This window comes from methane-oxidizing endosymbiont of Gigantopelta aegis, assembly GCF_016097405.1.
Classification (GTDB): domain Bacteria; phylum Pseudomonadota; class Gammaproteobacteria; order Methylococcales; family Methylomonadaceae; genus Methylomarinum.
The window spans coordinates 739241-762768 of record NZ_JAEHGD010000001.1 but is presented as its reverse complement, the minus strand read 5'-3'; the positions used below and the strand labels follow the sequence as shown (position 1 = coordinate 762768).

The 23528-nt window shown below is 46.4% G+C and carries 27 protein-coding genes and 3 pseudogenes; 8 read left to right on the top strand and 22 right to left on the bottom strand.

The window, feature by feature from the left end:
- Positions 1-68: 68 nt before the first annotated feature.
- Both JEU20_RS03880 and JEU20_RS03875 read right to left on the bottom strand, forming a co-directional pair.
- On the bottom strand, positions 69-413 hold the full coding sequence (locus JEU20_RS03880) for a hypothetical protein (RefSeq protein WP_198243747.1): 345 nt from the start codon (positions 411-413) through the stop codon (positions 69-71).
- The gene (locus tag JEU20_RS03875; protein WP_342590499.1) at positions 382-555 is read right to left on the bottom strand and encodes a transposase; all 174 of its coding nucleotides are present in this window, start codon (positions 553-555) and stop codon (positions 382-384) included. Before JEU20_RS03875 ends, JEU20_RS03880 begins: the two co-directional genes overlap by 32 nt.
- A 113-nt stretch (positions 556-668) precedes the next feature.
- On the opposite strand from JEU20_RS03875, the gene JEU20_RS15795 reads away from it, so the two are divergent.
- The 3 genes and pseudogenes from JEU20_RS15795 (at position 669) to JEU20_RS15005 (ending at position 1967) form a co-directional block, all read left to right on the top strand.
- Positions 669-1019 carry a DUF6444 domain-containing protein gene (locus JEU20_RS15795; RefSeq protein WP_425356673.1) on the top strand — a complete coding sequence of 117 codons (351 nt, stop codon included), beginning with the start codon at positions 669-671 and terminating at the stop codon, positions 1017-1019.
- Positions 941-1447: a hypothetical protein gene (locus tag JEU20_RS03870; protein ID WP_198243746.1), complete on the top strand. Its 507-nt coding sequence runs from the start codon at positions 941-943 to the stop codon at positions 1445-1447. The genes JEU20_RS15795 and JEU20_RS03870 overlap by 79 nt, the downstream gene beginning before the upstream one ends.
- A pseudogene (locus JEU20_RS15005) lies at positions 1330-1967 on the top strand (IS66 family transposase). Before JEU20_RS03870 ends, JEU20_RS15005 begins: the two are co-directional and overlap by 118 nt.
- A 104-nt stretch (positions 1968-2071) precedes the next feature.
- Here the strand turns inward: JEU20_RS15005 and JEU20_RS03860 are convergent.
- Positions 2072-2332 (bottom strand): transposase, encoded by a 261-nt coding sequence (locus JEU20_RS03860; RefSeq protein WP_281066823.1) that lies wholly within the window; start codon positions 2330-2332, stop codon positions 2072-2074.
- A gap of 194 nt (positions 2333-2526) precedes the next feature.
- Between JEU20_RS03860 and JEU20_RS03855 the strand changes: the two are divergent.
- Positions 2527-3276, top strand: a pseudogene (locus tag JEU20_RS03855) (IS5 family transposase).
- A gap of 198 nt (positions 3277-3474) precedes the next feature.
- On the opposite strand, the gene JEU20_RS03850 reads toward JEU20_RS03855, so the two are convergent.
- The 8 genes and pseudogenes from JEU20_RS03850 to JEU20_RS03815 all read right to left on the bottom strand — a co-directional run bounded on the left by JEU20_RS03850 (position 3475) and on the right by JEU20_RS03815 (position 8105).
- Positions 3475-3696 (bottom strand): integrase core domain-containing protein, encoded by a 222-nt coding sequence (locus JEU20_RS03850; RefSeq protein WP_198243743.1) that lies wholly within the window; start codon positions 3694-3696, stop codon positions 3475-3477.
- Entirely contained in the window at positions 3693-4220 is a 528-nt protein-coding gene (locus JEU20_RS03845) for a DDE-type integrase/transposase/recombinase (protein ID WP_198243742.1), read from the bottom strand. Before JEU20_RS03845 ends, JEU20_RS03850 begins: the two co-directional genes overlap by 4 nt.
- A 78-nt stretch (positions 4221-4298) precedes the next feature.
- Positions 4299-4631, bottom strand: a complete 333-nt coding sequence (locus JEU20_RS03840; protein WP_198243741.1) for a transposase — start codon at positions 4629-4631, stop codon at positions 4299-4301.
- A 43-nt stretch (positions 4632-4674) separates the two neighbouring features.
- Positions 4675-5265 (bottom strand): ATP-binding protein, encoded by a 591-nt coding sequence (locus JEU20_RS15000; protein ID WP_281066822.1) that lies wholly within the window; start codon positions 5263-5265, stop codon positions 4675-4677.
- Between the two features lie 92 nt (positions 5266-5357).
- Positions 5358-6209: a PAS domain S-box protein gene (locus JEU20_RS03830; protein WP_198243740.1), complete on the bottom strand. Its 852-nt coding sequence runs from the start codon at positions 6207-6209 to the stop codon at positions 5358-5360.
- Between the two features lie 253 nt (positions 6210-6462).
- A pseudogene (locus JEU20_RS03825) lies at positions 6463-7210 on the bottom strand (IS5 family transposase).
- A 229-nt stretch (positions 7211-7439) separates the two neighbouring features.
- Entirely contained in the window at positions 7440-7799 is a 360-nt protein-coding gene (locus tag JEU20_RS03820) for a hypothetical protein (protein ID WP_198243739.1), read from the bottom strand.
- A 21-nt stretch (positions 7800-7820) separates the two neighbouring features.
- Positions 7821-8105 carry a hypothetical protein gene (locus JEU20_RS03815; RefSeq protein WP_198243738.1) on the bottom strand — a complete coding sequence of 95 codons (285 nt, stop codon included), beginning with the start codon at positions 8103-8105 and terminating at the stop codon, positions 7821-7823.
- A 439-nt stretch (positions 8106-8544) separates the two neighbouring features.
- On the opposite strand from JEU20_RS03815, the gene JEU20_RS03810 reads away from it, so the two are divergent.
- The 3 genes from JEU20_RS03810 to yidD are packed head-to-tail and all read left to right on the top strand — an operon-like array spanning position 8545 to position 11043.
- Complete coding sequence (locus tag JEU20_RS03810) at positions 8545-9534, top strand: L-threonylcarbamoyladenylate synthase (protein WP_198243737.1); 990 nt, start codon at positions 8545-8547, stop codon at positions 9532-9534.
- Positions 9531-10805 carry an adenosylmethionine--8-amino-7-oxononanoate transaminase gene (gene bioA, locus JEU20_RS03805; protein WP_198243736.1) on the top strand — a complete coding sequence of 425 codons (1275 nt, stop codon included), beginning with the start codon at positions 9531-9533 and terminating at the stop codon, positions 10803-10805. The genes JEU20_RS03810 and bioA overlap by 4 nt, the downstream gene beginning before the upstream one ends.
- 1 nt (position 10806) lies before the next feature.
- Positions 10807-11043 carry a membrane protein insertion efficiency factor YidD gene (yidD, locus tag JEU20_RS03800; RefSeq protein ID WP_198243735.1) on the top strand — a complete coding sequence of 79 codons (237 nt, stop codon included), beginning with the start codon at positions 10807-10809 and terminating at the stop codon, positions 11041-11043.
- Between the two features lie 373 nt (positions 11044-11416).
- Here yidD and JEU20_RS03795 read toward each other — a convergent pair whose 3' ends face one another.
- From JEU20_RS03795 to hisB, 9 genes are all read right to left on the bottom strand, one after another.
- The gene (locus JEU20_RS03795) at positions 11417-11995 is read right to left on the bottom strand and encodes an SPOR domain-containing protein (protein WP_198243734.1); all 579 of its coding nucleotides are present in this window, start codon (positions 11993-11995) and stop codon (positions 11417-11419) included.
- The gene (gene argS / locus JEU20_RS03790) at positions 11995-13752 is read right to left on the bottom strand and encodes an arginine--tRNA ligase (protein WP_198243733.1); all 1758 of its coding nucleotides are present in this window, start codon (positions 13750-13752) and stop codon (positions 11995-11997) included. The genes JEU20_RS03795 and argS overlap by 1 nt, the downstream gene beginning before the upstream one ends.
- A gap of 108 nt (positions 13753-13860) precedes the next feature.
- Complete coding sequence (locus JEU20_RS03785) at positions 13861-16086, bottom strand: primosomal protein N' (protein WP_198243732.1); 2226 nt, start codon at positions 16084-16086, stop codon at positions 13861-13863.
- A 15-nt stretch (positions 16087-16101) separates the two neighbouring features.
- Positions 16102-16524: a hypothetical protein gene (locus tag JEU20_RS03780; protein WP_198243731.1), complete on the bottom strand. Its 423-nt coding sequence runs from the start codon at positions 16522-16524 to the stop codon at positions 16102-16104.
- A 12-nt stretch (positions 16525-16536) separates the two neighbouring features.
- Positions 16537-16926, bottom strand: coding sequence for a phosphoribosyl-AMP cyclohydrolase (gene hisI / locus JEU20_RS03775; RefSeq protein WP_198243730.1), 390 nt, complete (start codon positions 16924-16926; stop codon positions 16537-16539).
- The gene (hisF, locus tag JEU20_RS03770; protein ID WP_198243729.1) at positions 16923-17699 is read right to left on the bottom strand and encodes an imidazole glycerol phosphate synthase subunit HisF; all 777 of its coding nucleotides are present in this window, start codon (positions 17697-17699) and stop codon (positions 16923-16925) included. The genes hisI and hisF overlap by 4 nt, the downstream gene beginning before the upstream one ends.
- On the bottom strand, positions 17696-18433 hold the full coding sequence (gene hisA / locus JEU20_RS03765) for a 1-(5-phosphoribosyl)-5-[(5-phosphoribosylamino)methylideneamino]imidazole-4-carboxamide isomerase (protein ID WP_198243728.1): 738 nt from the start codon (positions 18431-18433) through the stop codon (positions 17696-17698). The genes hisF and hisA overlap by 4 nt, the downstream gene beginning before the upstream one ends.
- 31 nt (positions 18434-18464) lie before the next feature.
- Positions 18465-19106 carry an imidazole glycerol phosphate synthase subunit HisH gene (gene hisH / locus JEU20_RS03760; protein WP_198243727.1) on the bottom strand — a complete coding sequence of 214 codons (642 nt, stop codon included), beginning with the start codon at positions 19104-19106 and terminating at the stop codon, positions 18465-18467.
- A 27-nt stretch (positions 19107-19133) separates the two neighbouring features.
- A complete protein-coding gene (gene hisB / locus JEU20_RS03755) occupies positions 19134-19727 on the bottom strand; it encodes an imidazoleglycerol-phosphate dehydratase HisB (RefSeq protein WP_198243726.1) in 594 nt (197 codons plus the stop codon).
- Between the two features lie 188 nt (positions 19728-19915).
- On the opposite strand from hisB, the gene JEU20_RS03750 reads away from it, so the two are divergent.
- The gene (locus JEU20_RS03750) at positions 19916-21769 is read left to right on the top strand and encodes a bifunctional diguanylate cyclase/phosphodiesterase (RefSeq protein ID WP_198243725.1); all 1854 of its coding nucleotides are present in this window, start codon (positions 19916-19918) and stop codon (positions 21767-21769) included.
- Positions 21770-21995: 226 nt separating this feature from the next.
- On the opposite strand, the gene JEU20_RS03745 is transcribed toward JEU20_RS03750, so the two are convergent.
- Positions 21996-22481 carry a hypothetical protein gene (locus JEU20_RS03745; protein WP_198243724.1) on the bottom strand — a complete coding sequence of 162 codons (486 nt, stop codon included), beginning with the start codon at positions 22479-22481 and terminating at the stop codon, positions 21996-21998.
- Positions 22482-22567: 86 nt separating this feature from the next.
- Complete coding sequence (locus tag JEU20_RS03740) at positions 22568-23425, bottom strand: fumarylacetoacetate hydrolase family protein (RefSeq protein ID WP_198243723.1); 858 nt, start codon at positions 23423-23425, stop codon at positions 22568-22570.
- Between the last annotated feature and the right edge of the window lie 103 nt (positions 23426-23528).

Sequence of the window (23528 nt, the reverse complement as noted above, 5' to 3'; positions counted from 1 at the left end):
GTGATTTCTTGGGGCTTTGTTGCATAAATAATCCACAGCGTACTCTTTTCTTAAATTCCAGTCTTTATTCATGAAACAGAATAACTTTCAGGCATACCCAGGCCTGTCATTTTATTCATTGCGCCGACGCGGAGATACGCCTCAACCATCTGAGCCGCAAAGGTCCGGTTTTTTAATTGGCCACTAAAGAGCGTTTTGATGCGAAACATAGCCGTTTCAGCCAGGCTGCGTTGATGATAACCACTTTCTTGTTTCCATGCCTTTCTCCCGATTTCAGCGCAACGTTGAACAATCGCTGTTCTTGGATGAGTTCTCCCATCTTCATCACTCGGCCATTCCACCGCCCCTTCCCGCGGCGGTATCAATGCATCGGCGCCTTTGTTACGAATCGCCATGACACTGGATCGTATCATAAGCGCCATCCGCCGCCACACTGGCAACTTGGTCGTGTTCATCCAGCTGCTCTAATAAATCCGGCAAGACTTCGGAATCACCAACAAAATTAGCCGTCATCTCAACTGCCACGACTTCCTGCGTTTGTGCATCAACCATGATATGGAGTTTACGCCAGGTTCTGCGCTTGCTGGCACCATGTTTGCGAACTTTCCACTCGCCTGTAACCGTTCACAACACTTGCCAAACCACCCAAAAAATCAGAAAATTCGTGTATGAGCAAACTCCCACTGGATTTCACCCAACCGCCACCTTTGCCTGAGACATTAGAAGAGTCTCACCAGGTGATTTTGACGTTGTGGGAAGCGATTAGGCAACTCCAAATCTGGAAAGAGGAACTGGAGGAACAATTAAATAATGGTTCCGACAATTCCTCAGCACCGCCCTCACAAGACAGCCCTAAAAAACGCGCGGAACGCCACCGCAAAACCCCGACGGGGCGTAAAAAGGGGCGCAGACGGGCCACAAAAAGCACGAACGGACGTTATTGCCCGAAGACCAGGTCGACCACATCAAGCGCTACTATCCGCATGCAGTCTGTGGTTGTGGTGGAACAGTCCAGATAGATCGTTACCAACGCCATCAAGTTTTTGATTTACCTGAAGTGCGCTATGAAGTCACCGAACATCAGTGCTACGCAGGTTGTTGTCAACGCTGTGGACAGCACCATAAAGCCCATCTGCCCGACGCCGTTCCTGCCGGCCAAATGGGGCCGGGTCTGATTGCCTGGATCAACCTGATAAATGGCCGTTACCACCTGACCTTAAGACAGATTGAAAGTCTGCTCCAGGAACAATGGGGCCTGACCTTCAGTTTAGGAGCTATCAGCCAAAGCCAGAAAAAGCTCAATGACTGGCTGGCCCCGTCTATCAACAAATCGGTGAAGCGGTTCGTGCCGCGAATCTCGGCTATGCCGATGAAACCCGACACTACCGGAATCGCAGCACCTACTGGCTCTGGTCCTTATCCACCGACCAGGCCGCCTACTTTCTGACCCACTATTCGCGCGGTAAAGGCGCGGCCAACGCTTTACTCGGCAACTTCAATGGCGTCTTAGTCACCGACCGCCATGGTGCTTACAACGACTATGCAGCCAATAAACACCAATATTGCTGGGCGCATATCATCCGTAACTTGGAAAAAATAGCCCAACGCCGGGGACAAGCAGGCAAAGACGGTCAAAAATTGCTGAGGCTGGCTCGATTAGGGGTACGATGCGCCAAACGCTGGCAACAAAGCGACTATCAAAGCCAGCATTATCGACAGCGACTGGAAAAGCTCCGTCAACGCCTCAAAACCCAACTGGAACAGAGCGCACTCATCCATGGAAAAACCAAAACCGGCAACAGCTGCCGCAAACTGCTAAAGGATTTTCCAAGGCTCTGGACCTTCTGGACCATCCCGGTGTGCCGCTGACCAACAATGCCGCGGAGAGGTCGTTGCGCCCTTATGTTATCTGGCGGAAAATCAGTTTTTCAGTCAATCACACCGCGGCGATCAGTTTCGGCCGATGATCTTGTCCGTGATCGAGACCTGTAGACGGTTAGGGCTTAATCTGTATCAAACCCTCAGAACGATTTGCACTCAGGGTCTGACAGATGGCCAAGTCTCTTACCGCTTACCTATCCCTGAGCAGCAAGCGGTTATAAGGGTGTGAACGGTTACACTCGCCTTCACCGTAGACTTTTAAGCCGGTCGAATCGACGACTAAGTGTCTTGGCGTTCGACTGCTTGAACGAGGCAGCCGAACCTCCAGAGTTTGCTGGCGGCGACTTAATGTACTGTAATGAGGAATCTGGATAGACAGCTTTAATAACTGGACTAACGACAACAAACATCCCTGTGTCGCTCTCAACGGCAGCTTAAAGAGTTCTCTCAGGGTCGCTAAATGTCAACCAACCTGTCGCATTTTTGCAATAATTTACGAAATGAATTTTATTAAGCTGCTTGACATTCTGTTGTGTTGAAATTTTCCTTATCCGGATTAGGGGCTGTTGCCGTTTTGAAAATCCCCTTGAAATTCAATAACTCCGCCACATAGATTGTTTATTTTGACTCAAAAACAAGCAAACTATGCCCCGACAAATGCTTACGGATGAACTTTGGGAGAAACTGAAGATAATTATGTTGAAAATGGGAATTTATGACAAACCTTGTCTTCGAAAAACAGTCGAAGGTATTTTTTATCGCTTGCGAGTAGGTTGTCCCTGGAGAGATTTACCCACGGCTTTTGGTAATTGGAATGCGGTATATAAACGATTCAATGACTGGTCTCGTAAAGAAAAAAACTGATGGGTATTTTTAACGCCTTGGTTGTTGATCCAGACCTGGAATGGGAATTTATTGATGGGAGTATTGTGAAAGCACATCAGCATAGTAGTGGTGCGGCCTGTGAACAAGAAACAGCGATAGGGAAATCTGTCGCCGGGAACACCAGTAAAATTCATATGGCCGTTGATGCCTGTGGTCTTCCTATTCATTTCTCAGTGACAGGCGGCGAAGTTCATGACTGTAAAGAAGCACCGAAATTAGTTGCAGAGCTCCCAAAAGGTGACTATATAGTTGCTGACAGAGGCTATGACAGTGAAGCATTACGTCTTCAAATTAAAGACAAAGGGGCTGTTCCTGTTATCCCAAGAAAAAGAATTCAACTCGGGGAAATGATGAAATGGATTGGTGTCTCTACAAATATCGCCATCTCGTTGAAAATGTGTTTGCAAGACTTAAGCATTTCAGAGCGATCGCCACGCGATATGACAAACTCAAACGAAATTTTGAAGGCTCTATCGCTCTGGCTTGCGCCTTTTATGGTTACCTATGTGAAATGGCAACAGCCCCTAAGATAAACATGGCCAATGGGCGTTAAATTTCGTGTTTGTCGTCCATTCCATCGCTCTGGATTGTCTCTTTTTGCTTGCTCGATGACTCGTTTTTTTTTTCGAGTACGGCGCTGTCTAAGCCGTTATGGCGTTGGTTGGGTGTTACAAACTTGAGCGCACTGTGTTGATGTTCATTGTTGAACTAACAAACGAAAGCTTCAACCCAGTTCCTGGCTTCGCTTAATGTTTTAAAAGGGTTTTCTGGAAAGGTATGATGATATTTGACTGTTTTAAATAACGATTCTGAATAAGGATTATCATTACTGACACGAGGTCTGCTGAACGACGTGGCAATGTCTAAATCGACCAATTTGGCCCTTAATGTTGCGCCTTTCATCGGACTGCCGTTGTCAGAATGTATCACCAATTGCTTTTGTCGATGTTTTCCCGGCGAGCGATATCTTCGATCAAATCAGCAGCGTGTGCGCTTGATTCGGCATCATGAACTTGCCAGCCTACGATTTTCCGACTATAGATGTCCATCACCATGTAGAGGTAAAAATACTGCCCTTTGACGGGGCTTAATAAATACGTAATATCCCACGAGTAGATTTGATTGGCCTGTGTGGCTTTGAGTGACTGCGGTTTATTATGCTGACCTGCGGCTCCTTTAGCTCTGTGCTTAAGCTGGTTGTGGGCTTTCATGACACGATAAAAGGTTGATTCTGATGCGAGATAGCAGCCCAAATCCAATAACCTCGGAACGATTTGATGCGGCGTTAAAGCGCTGTATTCCGGTTTATTAATCACGGTGATGATTTCTTGCTTGATGGCCTCGGATAATTGATTGTGCACAGGCGCTGTATTGTGCAGTCGTAGGTCTTCTGAGAGTCCTTCTCCCCCGGTTCCAACGCTGATAGGTTCGAGCTGATATACCCACCAGTTCACAGGCTAATTTCTGCCGCGCTCCATTGTCAACGGCTTCATCAATGAGTGCGCTGTAGTGTTGGCGATCTGAGTAGGCGATTAATCGGCCGCCTTTTCCCCCAGATCGCTTGGCACTTTTTTTGATAACACCAGTAAAGCCGCTGTTTCTGATAACGCTTTCTCTTTGCGGTTTAGCTCCTTATGCAAACGCTTGTTTTCTTGTTTGAGTTTTGTTTGCGCCTGTTTATATACGGATTCTGTTGATTTAGATTCTGACAAAAATTCCGCTTTCCAGGTATTTAGATGATGTAAGTAGATGCCTTGTTCACGACAATAGGCGCTAGCCTGATCATCGGTGAGATGATGACAATGAACAATGGCTTCAAAACGTTCTACTGTATTCCAATCTTGAGGGCTTTTTTTTCGAACCATAGATGTTATTGATCAAGGTATATTTTGTAGCGTTGCATGGCCACTAAGAAAAAAAGCTATAGGCAATATCGATATTTCTTTGAACCAGTTCATCTTGTAGTTCCAAGCCGCTCTTATAAGGCATAAGTACGTCTAATATCAAACAACCTGGTTTTGTCGAATCATATTGCTCTAAAAAGGCGATAGCTGAGTCATAGCTTTTTACCTTTAGTCCAGTCGATTCGATTAATTGAGTTAAGGAGTCACGGATTGGAAGTTCATCCTCAACGATAAAAATAGTAATATCTTCTCTATCCATTTTTTTTCCAACTTCATTAATAGGCAGGGTGAAATAAAATGTTGTACCTTTGTCTTTGTTGCAGTTGAATCGAATTTCACCATTATGAGAATTAATTAATGATTGGCAGATAGATAAACCCATGCCCATACCGGTCTTTTTTGTTGTATAAAAGGGGGTAAATATTTTGGCCTGAGCTTCTTTGCTAATACCTGCTCCATTATCTTTAACTCTCACTTCTATTGTTTCGCTGTCGATTAGGTAAGTTTGTATGGATAATCGCCGAGATACTGTTTTAGGTAGCTTGGTTAGTGCATCAATACTATTTTTAATTAGATTTAATAGAACTTGCTCTATTTGTATCGAATCAACATTTACACAAGGTAAATTTTTGGCTAATTCGATTTTTTGTTCAATATCGAATCTTCGGCAATCATCACTCGCTAGCTCTAGTGCATGATTAACAAGGGTATTAATGTCAGAGTATGATCGGTTGCAGTGTTGGATACGACAAATTCGCGCATACGTGCAATAATCTTGCCCGCTCTAAGTGCTTGTTGCTCGGTTTTCTCTAATGTCTCAGACAAGGATACTAAATCAGGGCTGCCTTGTTTTATCAGCCTTAAGCAAACATGACAATATGTGGCTATTGCCGTTAAGGGTTGATTTACTTCATGCGCAATTCCTGAAGCCATTTCTCCCATTAGCCCAAGTCTGGTTACATGAGCAAGTTCGTCTAAATGTTGTTTATCCAGTAATTCTTTAGCTTTCCTGTCGCTGATATCTCTGATTATGCATGTAAAATATTGTGTGTGATTTAATGTATAGCCAGCGACAGATACGTCAATAGGTATGAATGAGCCATTTTTTTTTTTTTGAGCTTCGAGCTCCCAGACTTTACCTATAATTTCTTTCTGGTGTTTTTCTAAATAAACATGAAAAAAATTATTTTGTAGTACGTGCTGTCTAGAAGGGATGAGTTTATTAATATTACGGCCAATGAGTTCATCGGCGGGATAACCAAAAATATTGCTGACAGCTTTGTTAGCTGATTCAATGTTGCCATCATCCTTTATGATTAAAATTCCTTCGACAGCAGCATTAAAAACAGATTTTAGTTTTGTCTCTCGATTGTTAATTAATTGCTTGGACTTCTTAATCTCAGCTATTTTTTTCTCGGAGTTTTTATTTTTTTGTATTAACTCGGAAGTCTGAGCATAGACTTTTTTTTCTAGTTCATTGTTAAGTAAGAAAATTGCTTTTTCGGCTAATTTCTGTTGGCTAATATCTTGCAGTGTCAAAAAAAATCTCATGTCTGCCGTCGTCAATATTATGAGTGCAGCCATGACAGAGTACGCTTGTCAATGCCCCATTCTTTAGCTTTATTTTAAGCTCAACGCTTTGTTTTTCTTTGTGACTTAAGATGTTTTGTAAAAAAAGAGTGAATGAGGCCAGGTCTTTAGTGTGAATAATTTCCGTTATATTTAAGCTTTTAAATCGTTTTTTGCGTAATTAAATAATAAACTGCTTGCACGATTAGGGGCTGTTGCCATTTCACATAGGTAACCATAAAAGGCGCAAGCCAGAGCGATAGAGCCTTCAAAATTTCGTTTGAGTTTGTCATATCGCGTGGCGATCGCTCTGAAATGCTTAAGTCTTGCAAACACATTTTCAACGAGATGGCGATATTTGTAGAGACACCAATCCATTTCATCATTTCCCCGAGTTGAATTCTTTTTCTTGGGATAACAGGAACAGCCCCTTTGTCTTTAATTTGAAGACGTAATGCTTCACTGTCATAGCCTCTGTCAGCAACTATATAGTCACCTTTTGGGAGCTCTGCAACTAATTTCGGTGCTTCTTTACAGTCATGAACTTCGCCGCCTGTCACTGAGAAATGAATAGGAAGACCACAGGCATCAACGGCCATATGAATTTTACTGGTGTTCCCGGCGACAGATTTCCCTATCGCTGTTTCTTGTTCACAGGCCGCACCACTACTATGCTGATGTGCTTTCACAATACTCCCATCAATAAATTCCCATTCCAGGTCTGGATCAACAACCAAGGCGTTAAAAATACCCATCAGTTTTTCTTTACGAGACCAGTCATTGAATCGTTTATATACCGCATTCCAATTACCAAAAGCCGTGGGTAAATCTCTCCAGGGACAACCTACTCGCAAGCGATAAAAAATACCTTCGACTGTTTTTCGAAGACAAGGTTTGTCATAAATTCCCATTTTCAACATAATTATCTTCAGTTTCTCCCAAAGTTCATCCGTAAGCATTTGTCGGGGCATAGTTTGCTTGTTTTTGAGTCAAAATAAACAATCTATGTGGCGGAGTTATTGAATTTCAAGGGGGATTTTCAAAACGGCAACAGCCCCTAGTTAAAAATTATTATTTTTCATACTGTGATATTTTTCACAGATAAAATTAACGCTCTGAGTTAGTATAAAACTCAGAGCGTTACTTGGCGGTCATGCTCTAGGTAACAGGTGGTGTGTGAATACACACGCCTGTTATCTTTTACAGCAATTGAGCACCTGCAGAGGAAGAGCTTACGGCAAGTGCGCCACCAATAGAGCCGCCATTGGTAACAGAGTTTGCCAATGACGCCGATGCACCTTGCGAGACGACACTCATGATGCCGGTGATTGCGCCAGTTGGGTCAACCTGGACATCGGTGTAAGAATTAGTCAAACCCAGCGTATTGGCAATGGCCAATGAACCTGCATCAGCAATACCGGCACCGGATAAGAGAACGACGGCACCGGCAGTGACCCCATCCATTTGAGCTTCTGATAAGGTAACAGGTTCTTGAGCGATAGCAGAACCTGCAACAGCTAGAACAGAAGCACCGACTAACATTTTGATTACGTTTTTCATGATAAAATCCTCCAGGAATTATTAAAGCGCAGCGCCTTCAGAATGAGATACTGACATCGTCTGATCGACAGTGATTTGCCCTGCTTGAATTTGAATAATTTCTAACACTTCGACACTGGTGAAAACCGATGTATAGGTAGTGGCGCCAATGACGCCGAAAGCACCTGCGAATGCATCAGCAGTTCCTGTGCCGGCGGCTGTAACATTGTCCATTTGAGCATCAGACAAAGTAACAGGCTCATTAGCATGGGCAACACTCATGCCAGCAAGTAATGCGCTGGCTGCAATTATTTTTAAAGTTTTCATAGGTAATACCCCCTAAATAATAATACGTAAAAACCTGAACACTTAAGTTTACAGCTTACCGTCTTCAGGTACCTTTAGGTGACGGGTTGATCTAAAATCCGCCCCCTAAAATCGAGCCCCGCAATCTAAAATGATCGCGAATATAAAACAGTTATAACGGGTTAGTAACTAAGCTGCCAATGGTCATCGTCCCAGCGCCGCTGATTTCTACCACCTGGCCTTTCATTTGCACACTGACTGTAAAAGTCATGACATTAGGGCCTGTGATAATATGAGGTGATGGCACATCTTCAGCTTTAAACTTCCGTTGAAATTTATTTTAAATAAATTACTGTAGAAAAAAATACGTACGGTTACCTATCTTTGATTTGATTTTACGACGATCATGCTTTGATAAAGGGAAATGCTATAATTACTTATTTTAATAAGTCGTACATTCATGATACCAGAGCACGCTCGAATTGCAGGCGAAGATGCGCTTAACGATGCGATAGATATTCTCAAACGGGGCGGGTTAGTCGCTTTTCCAACCGAAACTGTGTATGGCTTAGGGGCGGATGCCCGTAATCCGGTAGCTGTGCGTAGAATTTTTGCGGTGAAACAGCGTCCGGCCAATCATCCCTTGATTGTGCATTTGGCTGACGTCTCGCAATTAGCGCAATGGGCGCAAGCTATCCCTGATGTGGCCTGGCGGTTGGCAGAACAGTTTTGGCCGGGGCCGTTGGCCATGATTTTGCCTAAGCATCCCGATGTGCCGCTCGAGGTGACCGGCGGCCAACAGACTGTCGCCTTACGCATTCCAGACAATCCGCTTGCGCTTGCTTTGTTACGGCAATTTGGCAGCGGCATCGCCGCGCCATCGGCCAATCGCTTCAATCATGTCAGCCCTACGCAGGCCGCGCATGTTTTGTCAGAACTTGGTGATCGGATTGAATTGATTCTGGACGGTGGTGATTGCCGCGTTGGTTTGGAGTCAACCATTGTCGATTTAACCGGGTGTCAACCGCGGATTTTGCGCCCAGGACATATTTCGCCGGAACAAATAGCCGATGTTATCGGGCAGCCGGTTACTTTGTCCAACGGTATTGAAACGCGCGCGCCAGGGACATTGGCCTTGCATTATGCGCCAGATACGCCTAGTGCTTTATGCACACAGTCGGAATTGCTGCAACAGGTTGCAGAGTATTTGTCAAAAAAGCGTAGTGTGGGAATTTTAAGTTGGCGGGATTATCCTCAATTTGAAGGCCGGGTCCGCCTGCAAAAAATGTCAGACGACCCGGTTGCTTATGGCCATGACTTGTATGCCGCATTGCGGCAGCTAGATCAGCAAGGATTGGATAAGATTTTGGTGGAAGCGGTACCGGATGATGAAAGCTGGCTGGCGGTCAATGATCGCCTGCGCAAAGCGACCGCGGCGATTAGTGTATGAAGACTGAAGCACTGCTAGCGCTGGATAGACAGCATATCTGGCATCCTTACACGGCAATTCCGGCCCAGCCTGAGCCATATCCAGTCGCATCTGCCGAGGGTGTCTATTTAACATTAACAGATGGTCGCCGTTTGATTGATGGTATGTCATCCTGGTGGTCGGTCATTCACGGCTATAATCATCCGCGTCTAAACCAGGTCGCGCATGCGCAAATCGAGCAAATGGCGCATGTCATGTTTGGTGGCTTGACTCACGAACCGGCTGCAGAATTGGTCAAGCGTTTGTTGCAAATCACCCCGCCTGCATTGGATCAGGTTTTTCTGGCCGATTCAGGCTCTGTTAGCGTGGAGGTCGCGTTAAAAATGGCGATTCAATACTGGCAGGCGCAAGGCAAGGCCGCAAAACACCGTTTTTTGGCCTTCAAGGGGGGGTATCATGGTGACACCTTTGGCGCGATGTCGGTTTGTGACCCGGAAAATGGCATGCACCATTTGTTTACGGGGGTGTTGCCACAGCATTATTTTGCCCCGCGTCCTGAGATTCGTTTCCATCAGGACTGGCGCCCCGAGGCGATAGACGAATTTGCACGGCTATTACAGCAGAATCATCAACATATTGCTGCTGTGATTCTGGAGCCGATTGTGCAGGGTGCAGGCGGCATGTGGTTTTATCATCTACAGTATTTGCGTGAAATCAGACAATTGTGCGATGAATATCAGGTGTTGTTGATTGCCGATGAAATCGCTACCGGATTTGGGCGTAGTGGCCGCTTGCTGGCCTGTGAACATGCCGGGGTGACTCCGGATTTATTGTGTTTGGGCAAGGCCTTGACCGGCGGCTATATGACATTGGCGGCAACCTTGACAACGCGCGCCATCAGCCAGCAAATTGCCGAGAGTGAGGCGCATTGCTTCATGCATGGGCCAACATTTATGGCTAATCCACTGGCCTGCCGGGTGGCCTGTTCTAGTTTGGATGTGTTGCTCGAATCGGACTGGCAACAGACCATTCAACGTATCGAAAACAGATTAGCGACGGGGCTTGCGCCTTGTAGGGATTTGTCAAATGTAGCCGATGTGCGTGTTTTAGGCGCAATTGGCGTGGTGGAAATGAAACAGGCGCTGGATGTTGGCAAGATTCAAAGTCGGCTGGTTGAGCAAGGCGTATGGTTGCGGCCTTTTGGTCGCCTGCTTTACACTATGCCACCTTATATTATGACCGATGATCAGCTCGATACGGTTTGTCAGGCCTTATACCAGAGTATTGCCTGAGATGATCACGAAAGCTCTGCAATTTATTTTAATTAAAGTCGTGCGCTTTTATCAGCTCGTCATTTCGCCGTTTTTTCCGCCCAGTTGCCGTTATCAGCCCACCTGTTCAGAATATGCGTTGGACGCTTTGAAACAGCATGGGCCTTTTTATGGCAGTTGGTTGACCCTGAAACGGTTGCTACGCTGCCAGCCCTGGGGTGGGCATGGTCATGATCCGGTGCCGCCTAAACGTAAGTGAACTCGGATTGTAACTTGTATCGTTTAATTCCATTGACTGATCTGGATTCATTCAGTTATTAACGACCCTGTAGAAACATTTGTTGTTCATCCTTGTTGCACGGTTTCATTCTCTGTGATCTCAGTGGTCTGAAGTGTCGATAAAAGATAGAGGCCAGAGATGACTTTTTCTTTCACGGTGGGTGAATGGAAGATTATGGGAATGAGATTGAAGAGCCGCTGCGTAACATCAGTTGTTGAGATGTATAAAAGTAGACTCCGTAGGGGCAATTCATGAATTGCCCCTACATGGTTTAAGGTTAACTTGGCTGTAAATTCATTAAACACGTTACGTCTGCGTAACATCAATCTTAGATTCAACTCATAAGTGCAATTTATTTTTCAGTAATAATGACATCAATACCGGCTTTTTTCAGTCGTGTCTGAATCGTAGTGACGGCGGACGGGCGGGAAAATGGCCCGAGTTTGACCCTGTGCCAGACGGTGTTGCCGACACGGGCTTTCTCGATGTGCGATTCAAAGCCCATCAAGGCCAGTTGCGCCCGGCGTTTGTCGGCATCTGAAAACTTTTGGAAAGAACCCGCCTGGATCAGATATTGCGCTTTTTTGGCTTTGCCGACACGTTCTTCACGCACACGGGTTTTGATTTCATAATCGGTGACCACGGTTTCTTTCGGCAGCCGGGTATAAAATTCAAAATGTGGTTTTTCCGTTTTCTTGGCCGGTTTTTTGGGTTTGGGCTTTGGCTTTTTTGCCGTGTTATGCGGCGCTGTGAGCTGAGTTTCCGTTGCGGTTTTCGATGCCGGTGTCGATGTTCTTAAAAAATTGAGAAATCCTACAAACGCCGCGATTAATACCAGTACCAGCAGCCATTTCCACCAGGCCACCTTAGGCGCCACCTGTTTGCTGCGGTTTTTTTTCGGTTGTGCGCGGTGTTTGTAGTCTCTCGGCATTACATCGCCTCAGGGGTATTGATTTTCAACAGATTCAAACCATTCGCGAGGACTTGTTTGACTGCACAAATCAGATTCAGCCGGGCATCGCGTAAGGCCGCATCGTCCACTAGAAATTGATGGGCGTTGTAATAAGTGTGGAAATTGTTGGCCAGTTCACGCAAATAATGAATCAATTGATGCGGTTCATGTTGCAATGCTGCCCGTTCCAAAACTTCAGGATATTTTGACAGCGTCGTCAACAGTGCCGATTCGTGCTCTTCAGTCAAGCGATTCAGGTTTTCCATGCCTAGCGGTATGTCGCGCGGCAGGTTTTTTTCATCCAGTTGCCGTAAGACACTGCACACCCGCGCATGCGCATATTGCACATAATATACCGGATTTTCGTTACTTTTCGAGGTTGCCAGTTTCAGGTCAAAATCCATGTGTTGTTCAGATTTGCGCATTACATAGAAAAAGCGCGCGGCATCTTTGCCGACTTCGTTGCGGAGCTGACGCAAGGTCACAAATTCACCTGCACGGGTGGACATGGGCACTTTCTCCTCGCCACGCCATAAAATAGCAAATTGCACCAGCAGGATTTTAAGCTTGCTGTTATCGCCGCCTAAGGCCTTCAATGCTGCGCGTACCCGTGGAATGTAGCCGTGGTGGTCCGCCCCCCAGATATTGATGATTTCATCATAACCGCGTTCCAGCTTGTTCAAGTGGTAGGCGATATCCGAGGCGAAATAGGTGGTCTGGCCGTTTTCACGGACCACGACGCGGTCTTTTTCGTCGCCAAGTTTGCTGGAGGCGAACCATTTTGCGCCTTCTTTTTCGTACAGAAAACCGGCCTCATCGAGTTTTTGCAAGGCATTTTCAACTGCACCGGAATCCATCAGGGAGCGCTCTGAAAACCAGTTTTGATAGCTGACGCCAAATTCTTCCAGGTCTTGGCGAATATCCTCCAGAATCTGTTTCAGGCCGGCTTGAAAAACATCATCGTATTGTGAGCCGAGCAAGGTTTGCGTGCGCTCGATCAAGGCGTCGATATGTTTTTCCTTGTCGCCGCCCTGAGGTTCATCGGCCGGGATATCTTCGAGAATCAATTCAGCCGGACGGCGATATTCATTGCCGACGCTGTTATGCAGCTGCACAGCAATTTCCCGCACATATTCGCCGCGATAACCGTTGCTGGGGAAGGGAACCACTTCGCCACATTCTTCCAGATAGCGTAGCCAGATGCTGGTCGCCAGAATATCCATTTGCCGGCCGGCGTCGTTGACATAATATTCACGTTCCACCTCGAAACCGACAGCTTCCAGTAAATCCGCTACGGCAGAGCCATACGCGGCGCCACGGCCGTGGCCGACGTGTAAAGGGCCTGTCGGGTTGGCGGAGACAAATTCAACCTGCACTTTTTTACCCGCACCGATTTGGCTCAAGCCGTAGCGCTGGCCAGCATCATGAATTTGTTGCACCACTTCAAACTGAGCTGTGCTGTTCAGGTAGAAATTGATGAAGCCAGGGCCTGCGATCTCAACTTTTTCGATACGAGCATCTTGAGGCAGCGCCGCAATCAGTTGCTCAGCCAGTTGGCGCGGATTGCTTTTACAGGGTTTTGCCAGCATCATGGCCAGGTTGGTGGCAAAATCGCCATGCTGTGGATCACGTGTCCGTTCAACACTCGGCTTCAGGGTTAAATCTTGAGGTACGGCGGCCTGTGATTTCAAATCATCAAGTGCCTGTTCAAGCAGAGCTTCCAGGGTTTGTTTCATGGTTTTTTATATAAAGTTTGGCAAGTCAGTGTGGCAACGATTTGCGAATGCCATCTGACCTGAACTGAAAAATACAAATAACCGCGTATTATCCATGAATCGGGTGGACTAATAAAGGCCGACCGGGTCGACATCTAAGGACCAGCGAATTTTGTGGGCAGATTTTAAGGTTTCAATGGTCAGGATCAGAGTATCCAATAGCTTATGCAAGGCTTTTCGATGTGAGCTTTGTAATAACAGCTGATAGCGAAATTGGCCGGCCTTTTTAGCCATTGGTGCAGGAACCGGGCCTAAAATCATAACATCAGCCGGCGTATCGGGGCGGATACGTTCGATAAGTTCTTGTAGAAATTGCTGCGGGGCTTGTGTGTTGCCGGCTTGTATCCGCAATAGCGCCTGAAAACTGTAGGGTGGAAGGCCTGCTTGCTGGCGTTCAGCCAGGGCAGCTGTTGCAAAAGCCGGATAACCTTGTTTCAAGATGGTGACCAGTAAAGGATGGTCGGGGTGATGCGTTTGCAGCAAGACTTTGCCGGGTTTTTCGGCGCGGCCTGCGCGTCCAGCAACTTGAATAATCATCTGGGCCATTTTTTCGGCACTATGAAAATCGATGCTGAACAGGCCGCTATCGACATCGAGAATCGCCACCAGCGTGACATTGGGGAAATGGTGGCCTTTTGCCAGCATTTGCGTCCCTAAAATAATATCGGCCTGGCCTTGATTGATTTGGGTCAAATACTTTTCCAGTGTGCCTTTACGCTGGGTGCTGTCACGATCTAGACGAATGATGGTCTTGTCCGGGAAGAGTTGATTCAGCGTTTGTTCAACCCGCTCGGTGCCACGGCCGACGGCCTGTAACTGAGTCGATTTGCAGGCCGGGCAGGTCATGCTCAACGCCTGTTCCCGGCCACAGTGGTGGCAGCTCAGTTTGTTGTCGGAAAAGTGAATGACCATATTGGCGTCGCAACGCGGGCAGCGGGAGACATAGCCGCAACTGTGGCACATTTGTACCGGTGCAAAACCACGACGATTCAAAAACAGCAGTACTTGCTCCTGTTTGGCCAGGGTTTGTTCGATTTCGTTCACTAACATGGCGGACAAACCGTCCTGCATTTTTTTGTTGCGCACATCAAGCAATTGAAAGCTCGGTTTGCTGGCCTTTCCTGCGCGAGCCGGTAACGTCAATAATTGCAATCGTCCCTGGCGCACATTATACAAGCTCTCTAGCGACGGGGTGGCTGAGCCTAATATGATGGGGATGCCGAGATTACGTGCCTGTACCAAGGCGACATCGCGGGTGGAAAAGCGGAAGCCTTCTTGTTGTTTGAAGGAGCTGTCATGCTCTTCATCCAGAATGATCAGACCGGGGTTTTTAAGTGGTGTAAACAGTGCCGAACGTGTGCCCAGCAGAATGGCAGCGTCGCCGCTACGCATTTTTAGCCAGGCGTTCAGGCGTTCGTTATCGCTCATGCGCGAATGGCTGGACACAATAGGCACATTGAAGCGTTGACAGAAGCGTTGCTCTAACTGCGGGGTCAGGGTTATTTCAGGCAATAACACCAGAACTTGCCGTTGTTTTTTAAGAACCTGTTCAATTACCTGTAAATAGACTTCGGTTTTACCGCTGCCAGTCACACCTTCAAGTAAATAGGCATGAAAATCATCTAATTGTTGGCAGATATGGTCGATGGCGTATTGTTGCTTAGAATTTGCTGCTAAAGCGGTTTGATTGAGGAGATTTTTATCCGAGGCGGGCGGGCGATAGGTACTTTCTTCGACCAGTTGTTTGTCGATCAGGCCTTTGAGTACAGGGCGCCAGTTGCTATGCCAGTCGCGTAATTGCTGGGCGCTGGCAACGCCGTTGCTTTGCTTAAACCAACACAGCAGGGCTTGTTGGCGCTTGGCTCGTTTAAGTGTTTCTGGTGTAGTGCTAATCCCGCTTTTGGTTAAACAATAATATTTTTCGGTGGTGATTTGAGCCGGTTTTCCTTTGCGCAGTGCTAACGGCAATGCGGTTTGAAACACATCGCCAATGGGATGATGGTAGTAGCGACTGGCCCATTTGAGTAACAGGATGTGTTGATCAGAGAAAATAGGCTGTGTATCCAGTATTTCGGTAATGTCTTTTAGGCGATGCGCGGGGATATTAGTGTCTTTTTCGACACTGAGCAGGATGCCAATTTTATGGGTTTTGCCAAAAGGAACGCGTATTCGGATACCAGGTTTGAGCTCAACCGGGTTAAGTTCGGAGGGCAAGCGGTAGTCAAACAGCCGGTTTAATGGGACGGGGATGGCAATGCGCGCAATAGACGCCGGTACATGGGCGTTATTAGCCATGAATCAGAGGGAATCTCACTCGTTTTTTGAGGATAGATTGGCTTGGTCGGCCGCATTGCGTAATATGTTTTCTGCGGCGGATGTATCAAGGTCTTTGTAGCGTAAATATTTAAAGCGCTGTTTTATGATGGTCAGGTATCCTAAGGCGCGGGTGCGGTTTCTATATAGATTATATTCAAAATCCCTTAACGGTTTTTTGAGTGACTTAATAATGGGTTTGGATTCTGCATACTCAAGTTGTTTATCTTTGTTTTGCTCTTCAATGGCCTGTAAGATTGCGCGGGTTAATTCATAGTCGATAGATTCTTCAAATAGGGCAATTTTATTACCAGTAAATAGAAAGGATGCCACTAGAATCGATACAGCCAAAATGGCCATATGCGTGATTTTAATGCCTTTTTTTAATGATAACAGACGGTTTAATTCAGGAGTTTTCATAATGGAGGGTATTTATTTTTGATAAATCACGCCTGGGTCTTTTAATACTGGATCAACAGCTTCCCAGCGGTTCTGCTTTAGGCGGTGATAAAAACAGCTTTCCCGTCCGGTATGACAGGCGATACCACCTTCTTGTTCAATTTCAAGCAGGATAACATCTTTATCGCAATCGATACGGATATCGAGTACTTTTTGTCGATGCCCCGACTCTTCCCCCTTGCGCCAGAGTCTCTGCCGTGAACGTGACCAATATACCGCGTAGCCGTGTTGCGCTGTCAGCTCTAATGCCTCCCGATTCATCCAGGCAAACATCACGACGCGGCCAGTTTTAGCCGATTGTGCAATGACAGGAACCAGGCCATCGTCGTTCCAGCGAATCTCATCCAGCCAGCTTGCGTTCATTGCAAACGAACCTCAATGCCGTTATTTTGCATATGGTGTTTGGCTTCTTCGATGCTGTATTCGGCAAAATGAAAAATACTGGCCGCTAGTACGGCATCGGCCTTGCCTTGAATAATGCCTTCGACCAGATGATCTAGGTTACCGACGCCGCCAGATGCAATGACCGGAATTGCAACCGCTTCGCTGATCGAGCGGGTCAGTGCCAGGTCAAAGCCGGATTTAGTACCATCACGATCCATGCTGGTCAATAGAATTTCACCGGCGCCATAATCGGTCATTTTGATGGCCCATTCGATGGCATCGATACCGGTCGGTTTGCGGCCGCCGTGGGTAAAAATTTCCCAGCGATCAGCTTCGTTGTCGGCGCTGACTTTTTTGGCATCGATGGCGACGACGATACACTGTGAGCCAAATTTTTCTGCGGCCTCGCGGACAAATTCCGGATTAAATACGGCGGCACTGTTAATGCCAACTTTATCGGCGCCGGCGCTCAGCATGGTGCGAATATCATCAAGCTTGCGGATGCCACCACCAACGGTCAGCGGGATAAAGACTTCGCTGGCGACTTGTTCAACCACATGCACGATGGTGTCGCGGTTGTCATGGGTGGCGGTGATGTCGAGGAAGGTGATTTCATCCGCGCCTTCGCGATCATAACGGCGGGCGATTTCAACGGGGTCACCGGCGTCACGAATATCGACAAATTTTACGCCTTTGACGACGCGGCCGTTATCGACATCAAGACAAGGGATAATACGTTTGGCTAAACTCATGGTGCAAAACTTTCCGCCAGTTTTTCGGCTTCGGCAAAATCCAGTGTGCCTTCATAGATGGCTCGGCCAGTGATTGCACCCATGATGCCGTCTTCGGCCACTTTGCCGAGGGCTCGAATATCATCCATATTGGTAATCCCGCCGGAAGCGATAACCGGGATTCGAATCTCCCGCGCCAGCTTAGCGGTGGCTTCGACATTGACCCCTTGCATCATGCCATCTCGGGAAATATCGGTATAAATAATGGCTTCAACACCATAGTCTTCAAATTTCTGCGCCATGTCGATGACGTCGTGACGAGACAGTTTAGACCAGCCATCGACGGCAACCTTGCCATCTTTAGCATCGAGGCCGACGATGATATGGCCCGGAAATTCCATGGCTACATCGTGTACAAACATCGGGTCACTGACTGCTTTAGTGCCGATGATGACATATTGCACGCCGGCATTAAGGTATTCCTGAACGGTATCTTCATCACGAATGCCGCCGCCAATTTGGACGGGTACATCAGGGTAGCGGTCGGCAATGGCGTGAATAATATCGGCATTGACCGGTTTGCCGGCAAATGCGCCGTCCAAGTCAACCAGGTGAATACGGCGGGCACCAGCCTCGACCCAACGTGAAGCCACTTCAACCGGGTCTTCAGAAAAAACGGTATCGTCTTCCATTCTGCCCTGACGCAGGCGAACACATTTTCCGTCCTTTAGATCAATAGCGGGAATTAATAACATAACGGTGTCTCGGTAATCTCGATAGAAAAAGTCAGAGGCTGCCATCCCAGTTGAGAAAATTTTTCAGCAACTGCAAGCCTAGCTTTTGGCTTTTTTCAGGATGGAACTGTACGGCAAAAAGGTTATCTTTGCCAATGGCGCAAACGAAAGGCTCAGGGTATTCGCTGCGACCAAAAACATGGGCCGGGTTATCGGGCACAGCATAGTAACTATGCACAAAATAAAACCGGCTGTTATCTGGAATATGACGCCATAAGGGGTGTGTTACTTGTTTGACCTGGTTCCAGCCCATATGGGGGATTTTCAAGGTATTTCCAGCCTTGTCCGTTAACTTCTGTGGAAAGCGGACAACATGACCTGGAATAAGGCCTAAGCAATCGGTGTGTTGGTTTTCTTCGCTATCGCTCAACAAGGCCTGCATACCTAAGCAAATCCCTAAGAAAGGTTTGCTTGTCGCGGCCTGGATAATGGTGTCGGCAAGACCGGTTTGAGTTAATGCTTGCATGCAGTCACGCATACCGCCGACACCGGGAAAAACGATCCGGTCAGCCTTGAGAATGCTGGCAGAATCGGACGCTAGGACGACTTTTACACGGGAATCGGCATGTTGTAATGCTTTAGCAATCGAATGCAGATTGCCCATTCCGTAATCAATAACGGCAACGCTTGACATAGCTGGCTGGGGTTTAAGTCTTTAAGGTTATAAACATCCTTTGGTGGAAGGCATCATGCCTGCCATGCGAGGGTCTAGGGTAATCGCCTGCCGAACCGCGCGGCCAAAGGCTTTAAACACAGTTTCGGCAATATGATGGGCGTTACCGGCCTTTAAATTGTCAATATGCAGGCTGACACCGGCATGATTGACAAAGCCCTGGAAAAATTCACGGAATAAATCAACGTCGAATTGGCCAATCATGGCGCGTTTAAATTCGACCTGGTAAAACAAGCCGGGGCGCCCGGAAAAATCGACAACAACGCGAGATAAGGATTCATCCAGTGGCACATAGGCATGGCCATAACGAAAAATGCCTTTTTTATCGCCCAGCGCTTTGGCAAATGCCTGGCCAAGCGTAATACCAATATCTTCAACGGTATGGTGGGCGTCGATTTCAAGGTCACCTTTTGCCACAACGGTCATGTCGATCAGTCCATGACGGGCGATTTGATCCAACATATGATCTAAAAATGGTACGCCAGTTTCAAAACTAGACTGGCCTTGACCATCAAGATTGATGGATAGGCGGATTTGTGTTTCAAGCGTGTTACGCTCAATTTCGGCTGTACGAGAAGTCATAGCGGGAATTGTAAATTAAAGCCTTGTAATTTGCCATAAAAACAAATTTAAAAACAAGGTTATTGCAGGATTTGCTACTTATGGTCTATCTTTAGAGGTACAAAAACCGCCTATTAGGTATGGTTTAAACCTGAATCTGCCTTGAAATCACAGATTCAGGTTAAAAAACATTTTAAATATCATTAAATATGGACTCATACTTAGCCACCAATACCGAAATCAGTAGCAAACAAGCTGAATCTTTGTTGACATTGCAACGAGATATTATGGGGCAATTGGCGACGACCGAAATTAATTTTGAAGCTGTTTTAAATGATTTGTGTTTATTGGCTGAAAAATTAGTAACAGGTTCTTTAGCCTCGGTCATGCTATTCAATGACGAAAAAAACGCTCTTAATGTGGTCGCCGCGCCATCGCTGCCGCCTGATGCGGTCAATCAGCTTTGTGGTTTGCAGCCAGGGCCTCAGGCCGGGAGTTGCGGGACGGCGGTATTTAAGAAAATTCCACAATATGTGGCATCGACGAAAAATGATATTCGCTGGCAAGGCGAAGCCTTTCGTTTGTTTGCCATAAACTTCAATGTTGCGGCCTGTTGGTCAAATCCTATTTATGTTGATCAAGATGTCGTGGGGTCGTTTGCTTTGTCGCATTTAGAGGAAGGGGCGCCGTCATTGTTTCATAAAAAGGTTTTGGAAACCTGTGCGATTGTTGCCAGTGTGGTCATAAAACGGCAAAAAGAACAAGAAAAGTTATGGCAGTCATTTTATCAAGATCATCTGACACAACGTCCGAATCGACATAGTTTGTTGTTGCGGCTTGAAAAATGTATCGAACAAGCGCAGCAGAAACAGCAAAAGTTGGCACTGTTATTGTTGGATTTAGATCGCTTTAAAGACATCAATGAACTCCAAGGCTATGAAGCCGGTGATCAGCTGATTATGTATGTTTGCCAGCAAATTATTCAGGTTTTAGGGGAAGATGTCTTTTTTGCCCGTTCGGGGGGTAATGAATTCGCTATTCTGCTAGAAAATATTGAAGATAAAGAACAAGTCGAGGCAATATGCCAGCAAATTCAGCACACATTGACGCAGTGTTACCGATATAAGCATGTTGATTTTTCGTTATCGGCCAGTATGGGGGTTAGTATTTATCCTGATGATGGTAAAAATTATATTGATTTACTGCGCAACGCTAATACAGCCATGTTTAAGGCAAAAGCGGAGGGTGTAGGGCAATATTGTTTTTATCAGCATGATCTGACGATACAGGCAAAACAACGCTTGGAGTTGGTTTCAAGTTTGCGGCAGGCTTTAGACAATGCCGAATTTCAGGTTTATTATCAACCTCAATACACCTGTGCGAATGAATTGGTGGGAACCGAGGCTCTAGTGCGCTGGATAAAGCCCGATGGAACAGTGGTTTCGCCACTAGAGTTTATCCCGGTAGCAGAACAGTCAGGGGTGATTGAGGCGCTTGGCTGGCAGGTCATCGATATGGCATGTCGGCAATGCTTGAACTGGTGGCAGGCGGGCTTGCCCAAATTTATTTTGGCAATCAATTTATCGGTCAAGCAACTGGTGCCAGGGTTTGCTGAAAAAATGCAAAGAAAATTAAATGAATTAGGTTTTCCCGTGTCGCAATTGGAATTAGAGGTCACCGAGAGCCTGATTATGCAGCAATTGGATTTAACTGAACTCAATTCCCTTAAAACGCTGGGTATCAAGATTTCTATGGACGATTTTGGTACTGGGCATTCATCGCTGGCACAACTTAAAAGCCTACCCATCTCAACTTTAAAAATTGACCGCTCTTTCGTTAAGGATATTCCGACAGATAAGAACGATATGATTATCGCAAAAACCATTATCACCATGGGGCACAATCTGGCACTCAATGTGATTGCCGAGGGGGTTGAGACTCAGGAGCAACATGATTTTTTAGCCGATGAAGGCTGTGATTTATTGCAAGGTTATTATTTTTCACCCCCTTTGTCGGCACAGGATTTTGAACAGCGTTTAAAGCAAGATATATCCGAATCTTAACCCAGTTTTGCTAGTAATAGATTTATGCGTGGTAACTATTCAGCGTAATTAAACAAAAACTATTTTAATATCAGTTGCTTGTGGAAGAAGTGTTTGTGACATGGATGTTGCATTCAAGCCTACAAGGATGTATTTACGGCGTAAGTGACTGTATTACGTTGATTAGTTGTTATAAGTGTATGGCACGATAATGGCAAGGCTGGGTTAAGATGCGAATGAAGCCGCATTAAAATCTGAAATAAAAGCTGCCAAAAGAATCACCGCTTGACCAGCGAATTCCGCTGTCGTCTAAATACACATTGGGTCTGTAGTTGCTTGTGCCATAAGACCTGCGCTGATAACGATGATTTGGTCGGTCGTGACGTAAGTAGTCTTCAAGTGCGCATTGATTACGCTCTAGGCGCTCTAAAATATGCTGTTTTTGACGATAACTCCAGCGATTGCGATAACGTAAATCGGCGATACGGTTCTCCAGTCGGCGTAAATTCCTGAATAATCTATGTGCATGGTGTGGATTTAAACGGCCATGTTCAAGGCCTTCCTCAATACGATGGTATTGTCGTGCCAAGCGGCGATCAATTTGATTCCAGAACGTATGGCGCTCTTGGTAGTTGCCACTATCATCGTCATGATGATGGCGGTAATGGCGGTTATCGGCTGCGCATCCGACTGGGATGGTTAAGAAGGCCAGGGCAAATAATAAAACTTTCATGGTGTCCTCCTCGCTGTTTCCAGCATGTTGTTAGTGTGGTTATAGCATAGAGGAGGTTCGATGAATAAAAACTGAACATCGTTTAATTAAATGATTTCTTCGCGGACAGGGTTGGTTAATTGACCGATTTTTTCGATTTCAATGCGCACAGTCTGGCCGCTTTTTAAATAGCCTCGGGGTTTCATTTTTACACCTACGCCGGCGGGAGTACCCGTTGCGATCACATCGCCAGGCTCCAGAGTCATGGCTTGGCTTAAATAGGCGATCATTTCATAGCAATTAAAAATCATTTGACGGGTATTTGCGCATTGCCGGCGTTCATTATCAACCCAGGTTTCAAGGTGTAGGTTATGGGGGTCGTCAATTTCATCGCGGGTGACTAGCCAAGGGCCCATTGGCCCATGTGTGTCAAAAGACTTGCCGAGCATCCAGGTCGGTGAACGGATTTGCCAGTCCCGTACCGAAACATCATTGACGATGGTAAAACCTGCAATGACATCGGCAGCAGAGGCAAGCGGCACATGTTTGCAGCGTTTGCCGATAACAAAGGCCAGTTCTCCCTCATAATCGACTTTTTCAGAAACGACCGGGATTTCAATTGCTGCATTCTGGCCGATGACGCAACTGCTTTGTTTGGTAAAAAAGGTGGGATAGTCGGGTTTATCCAATCCGGTTTCGCCAATATGGTCGGCATAATTGAGGCTGATGCCTAAAAATTTTCCCGGTCGTGGGATGGGGGCTAGTAATCTGACCTGTTCAAGTGGAATCTGGCTTTTACCGCTGTCGATTAGGGCTTGTAAGCGATTCAACGCAGTATCGCCTTGTGCTAAAAAGTCGATCATGTTGTCGGGTAGGGTCGGATCGGCTGCGGCATCGACAATGACTTGGTCAAGAACGGCGCCGATATGTGTTGTCTGTTGAAATTGAAAAGTCGCCAGCTTCATAGGGTATCTGTCCTGTTAAAATGAGCTATTTTAGCGGATTTGCTATGCGCTGAGCATCGCTGAAAAAATAACAATACGCTATAATGCCGGATTTTATATGCTG

Excerpts from the sequence above, each read along its gene's own strand:
- JEU20_RS03880 (WP_198243747.1), bottom strand. The coding sequence starts at position 413 with ATGATACGATCCAGTGTCATGGCGATTCGTAACAAAGGCGCCGATGCA.
- JEU20_RS15795 (WP_425356673.1), top strand. The coding sequence starts at position 669 with ATGAGCAAACTCCCACTGGATTTCACCCAACCGCCACCTTTGCCTGAG.
- JEU20_RS03840 (WP_198243741.1), bottom strand. The coding sequence starts at position 4,631 with ATGGTTCGAAAAAAAAGCCCTCAAGATTGGAATACAGTAGAACGTTTT.
- JEU20_RS03820 (WP_198243739.1), bottom strand. The coding sequence starts at position 7,799 with ATGAAAAACGTAATCAAAATGTTAGTCGGTGCTTCTGTTCTAGCTGTT.
- JEU20_RS03815 (WP_198243738.1), bottom strand. The coding sequence starts at position 8,105 with ATGAAAACTTTAAAAATAATTGCAGCCAGCGCATTACTTGCTGGCATG.
- JEU20_RS03810 (WP_198243737.1), top strand. The coding sequence starts at position 8,545 with ATGATACCAGAGCACGCTCGAATTGCAGGCGAAGATGCGCTTAACGAT.
- bioA (WP_198243736.1), top strand. The coding sequence starts at position 9,531 with ATGAAGACTGAAGCACTGCTAGCGCTGGATAGACAGCATATCTGGCAT.
- yidD (WP_198243735.1), top strand. The coding sequence starts at position 10,807 with ATGATCACGAAAGCTCTGCAATTTATTTTAATTAAAGTCGTGCGCTTT.
- JEU20_RS03795 (WP_198243734.1), bottom strand. The coding sequence starts at position 11,995 with ATGCCGAGAGACTACAAACACCGCGCACAACCGAAAAAAAACCGCAGC.
- argS (WP_198243733.1), bottom strand. The coding sequence starts at position 13,752 with ATGAAACAAACCCTGGAAGCTCTGCTTGAACAGGCACTTGATGATTTG.
- JEU20_RS03785 (WP_198243732.1), bottom strand. The coding sequence starts at position 16,086 with ATGGCTAATAACGCCCATGTACCGGCGTCTATTGCGCGCATTGCCATC.
- JEU20_RS03780 (WP_198243731.1), bottom strand. The coding sequence starts at position 16,524 with ATGAAAACTCCTGAATTAAACCGTCTGTTATCATTAAAAAAAGGCATT.
- hisI (WP_198243730.1), bottom strand. The coding sequence starts at position 16,926 with ATGAACGCAAGCTGGCTGGATGAGATTCGCTGGAACGACGATGGCCTG.
- hisF (WP_198243729.1), bottom strand. The coding sequence starts at position 17,699 with ATGAGTTTAGCCAAACGTATTATCCCTTGTCTTGATGTCGATAACGGC.
- hisA (WP_198243728.1), bottom strand. The coding sequence starts at position 18,433 with ATGTTATTAATTCCCGCTATTGATCTAAAGGACGGAAAATGTGTTCGC.
- hisH (WP_198243727.1), bottom strand. The coding sequence starts at position 19,106 with ATGTCAAGCGTTGCCGTTATTGATTACGGAATGGGCAATCTGCATTCG.
- hisB (WP_198243726.1), bottom strand. The coding sequence starts at position 19,727 with ATGACTTCTCGTACAGCCGAAATTGAGCGTAACACGCTTGAAACACAA.
- JEU20_RS03750 (WP_198243725.1), top strand. The coding sequence starts at position 19,916 with ATGGACTCATACTTAGCCACCAATACCGAAATCAGTAGCAAACAAGCT.
- JEU20_RS03745 (WP_198243724.1), bottom strand. The coding sequence starts at position 22,481 with ATGAAAGTTTTATTATTTGCCCTGGCCTTCTTAACCATCCCAGTCGGA.
- JEU20_RS03740 (WP_198243723.1), bottom strand. The coding sequence starts at position 23,425 with ATGAAGCTGGCGACTTTTCAATTTCAACAGACAACACATATCGGCGCC.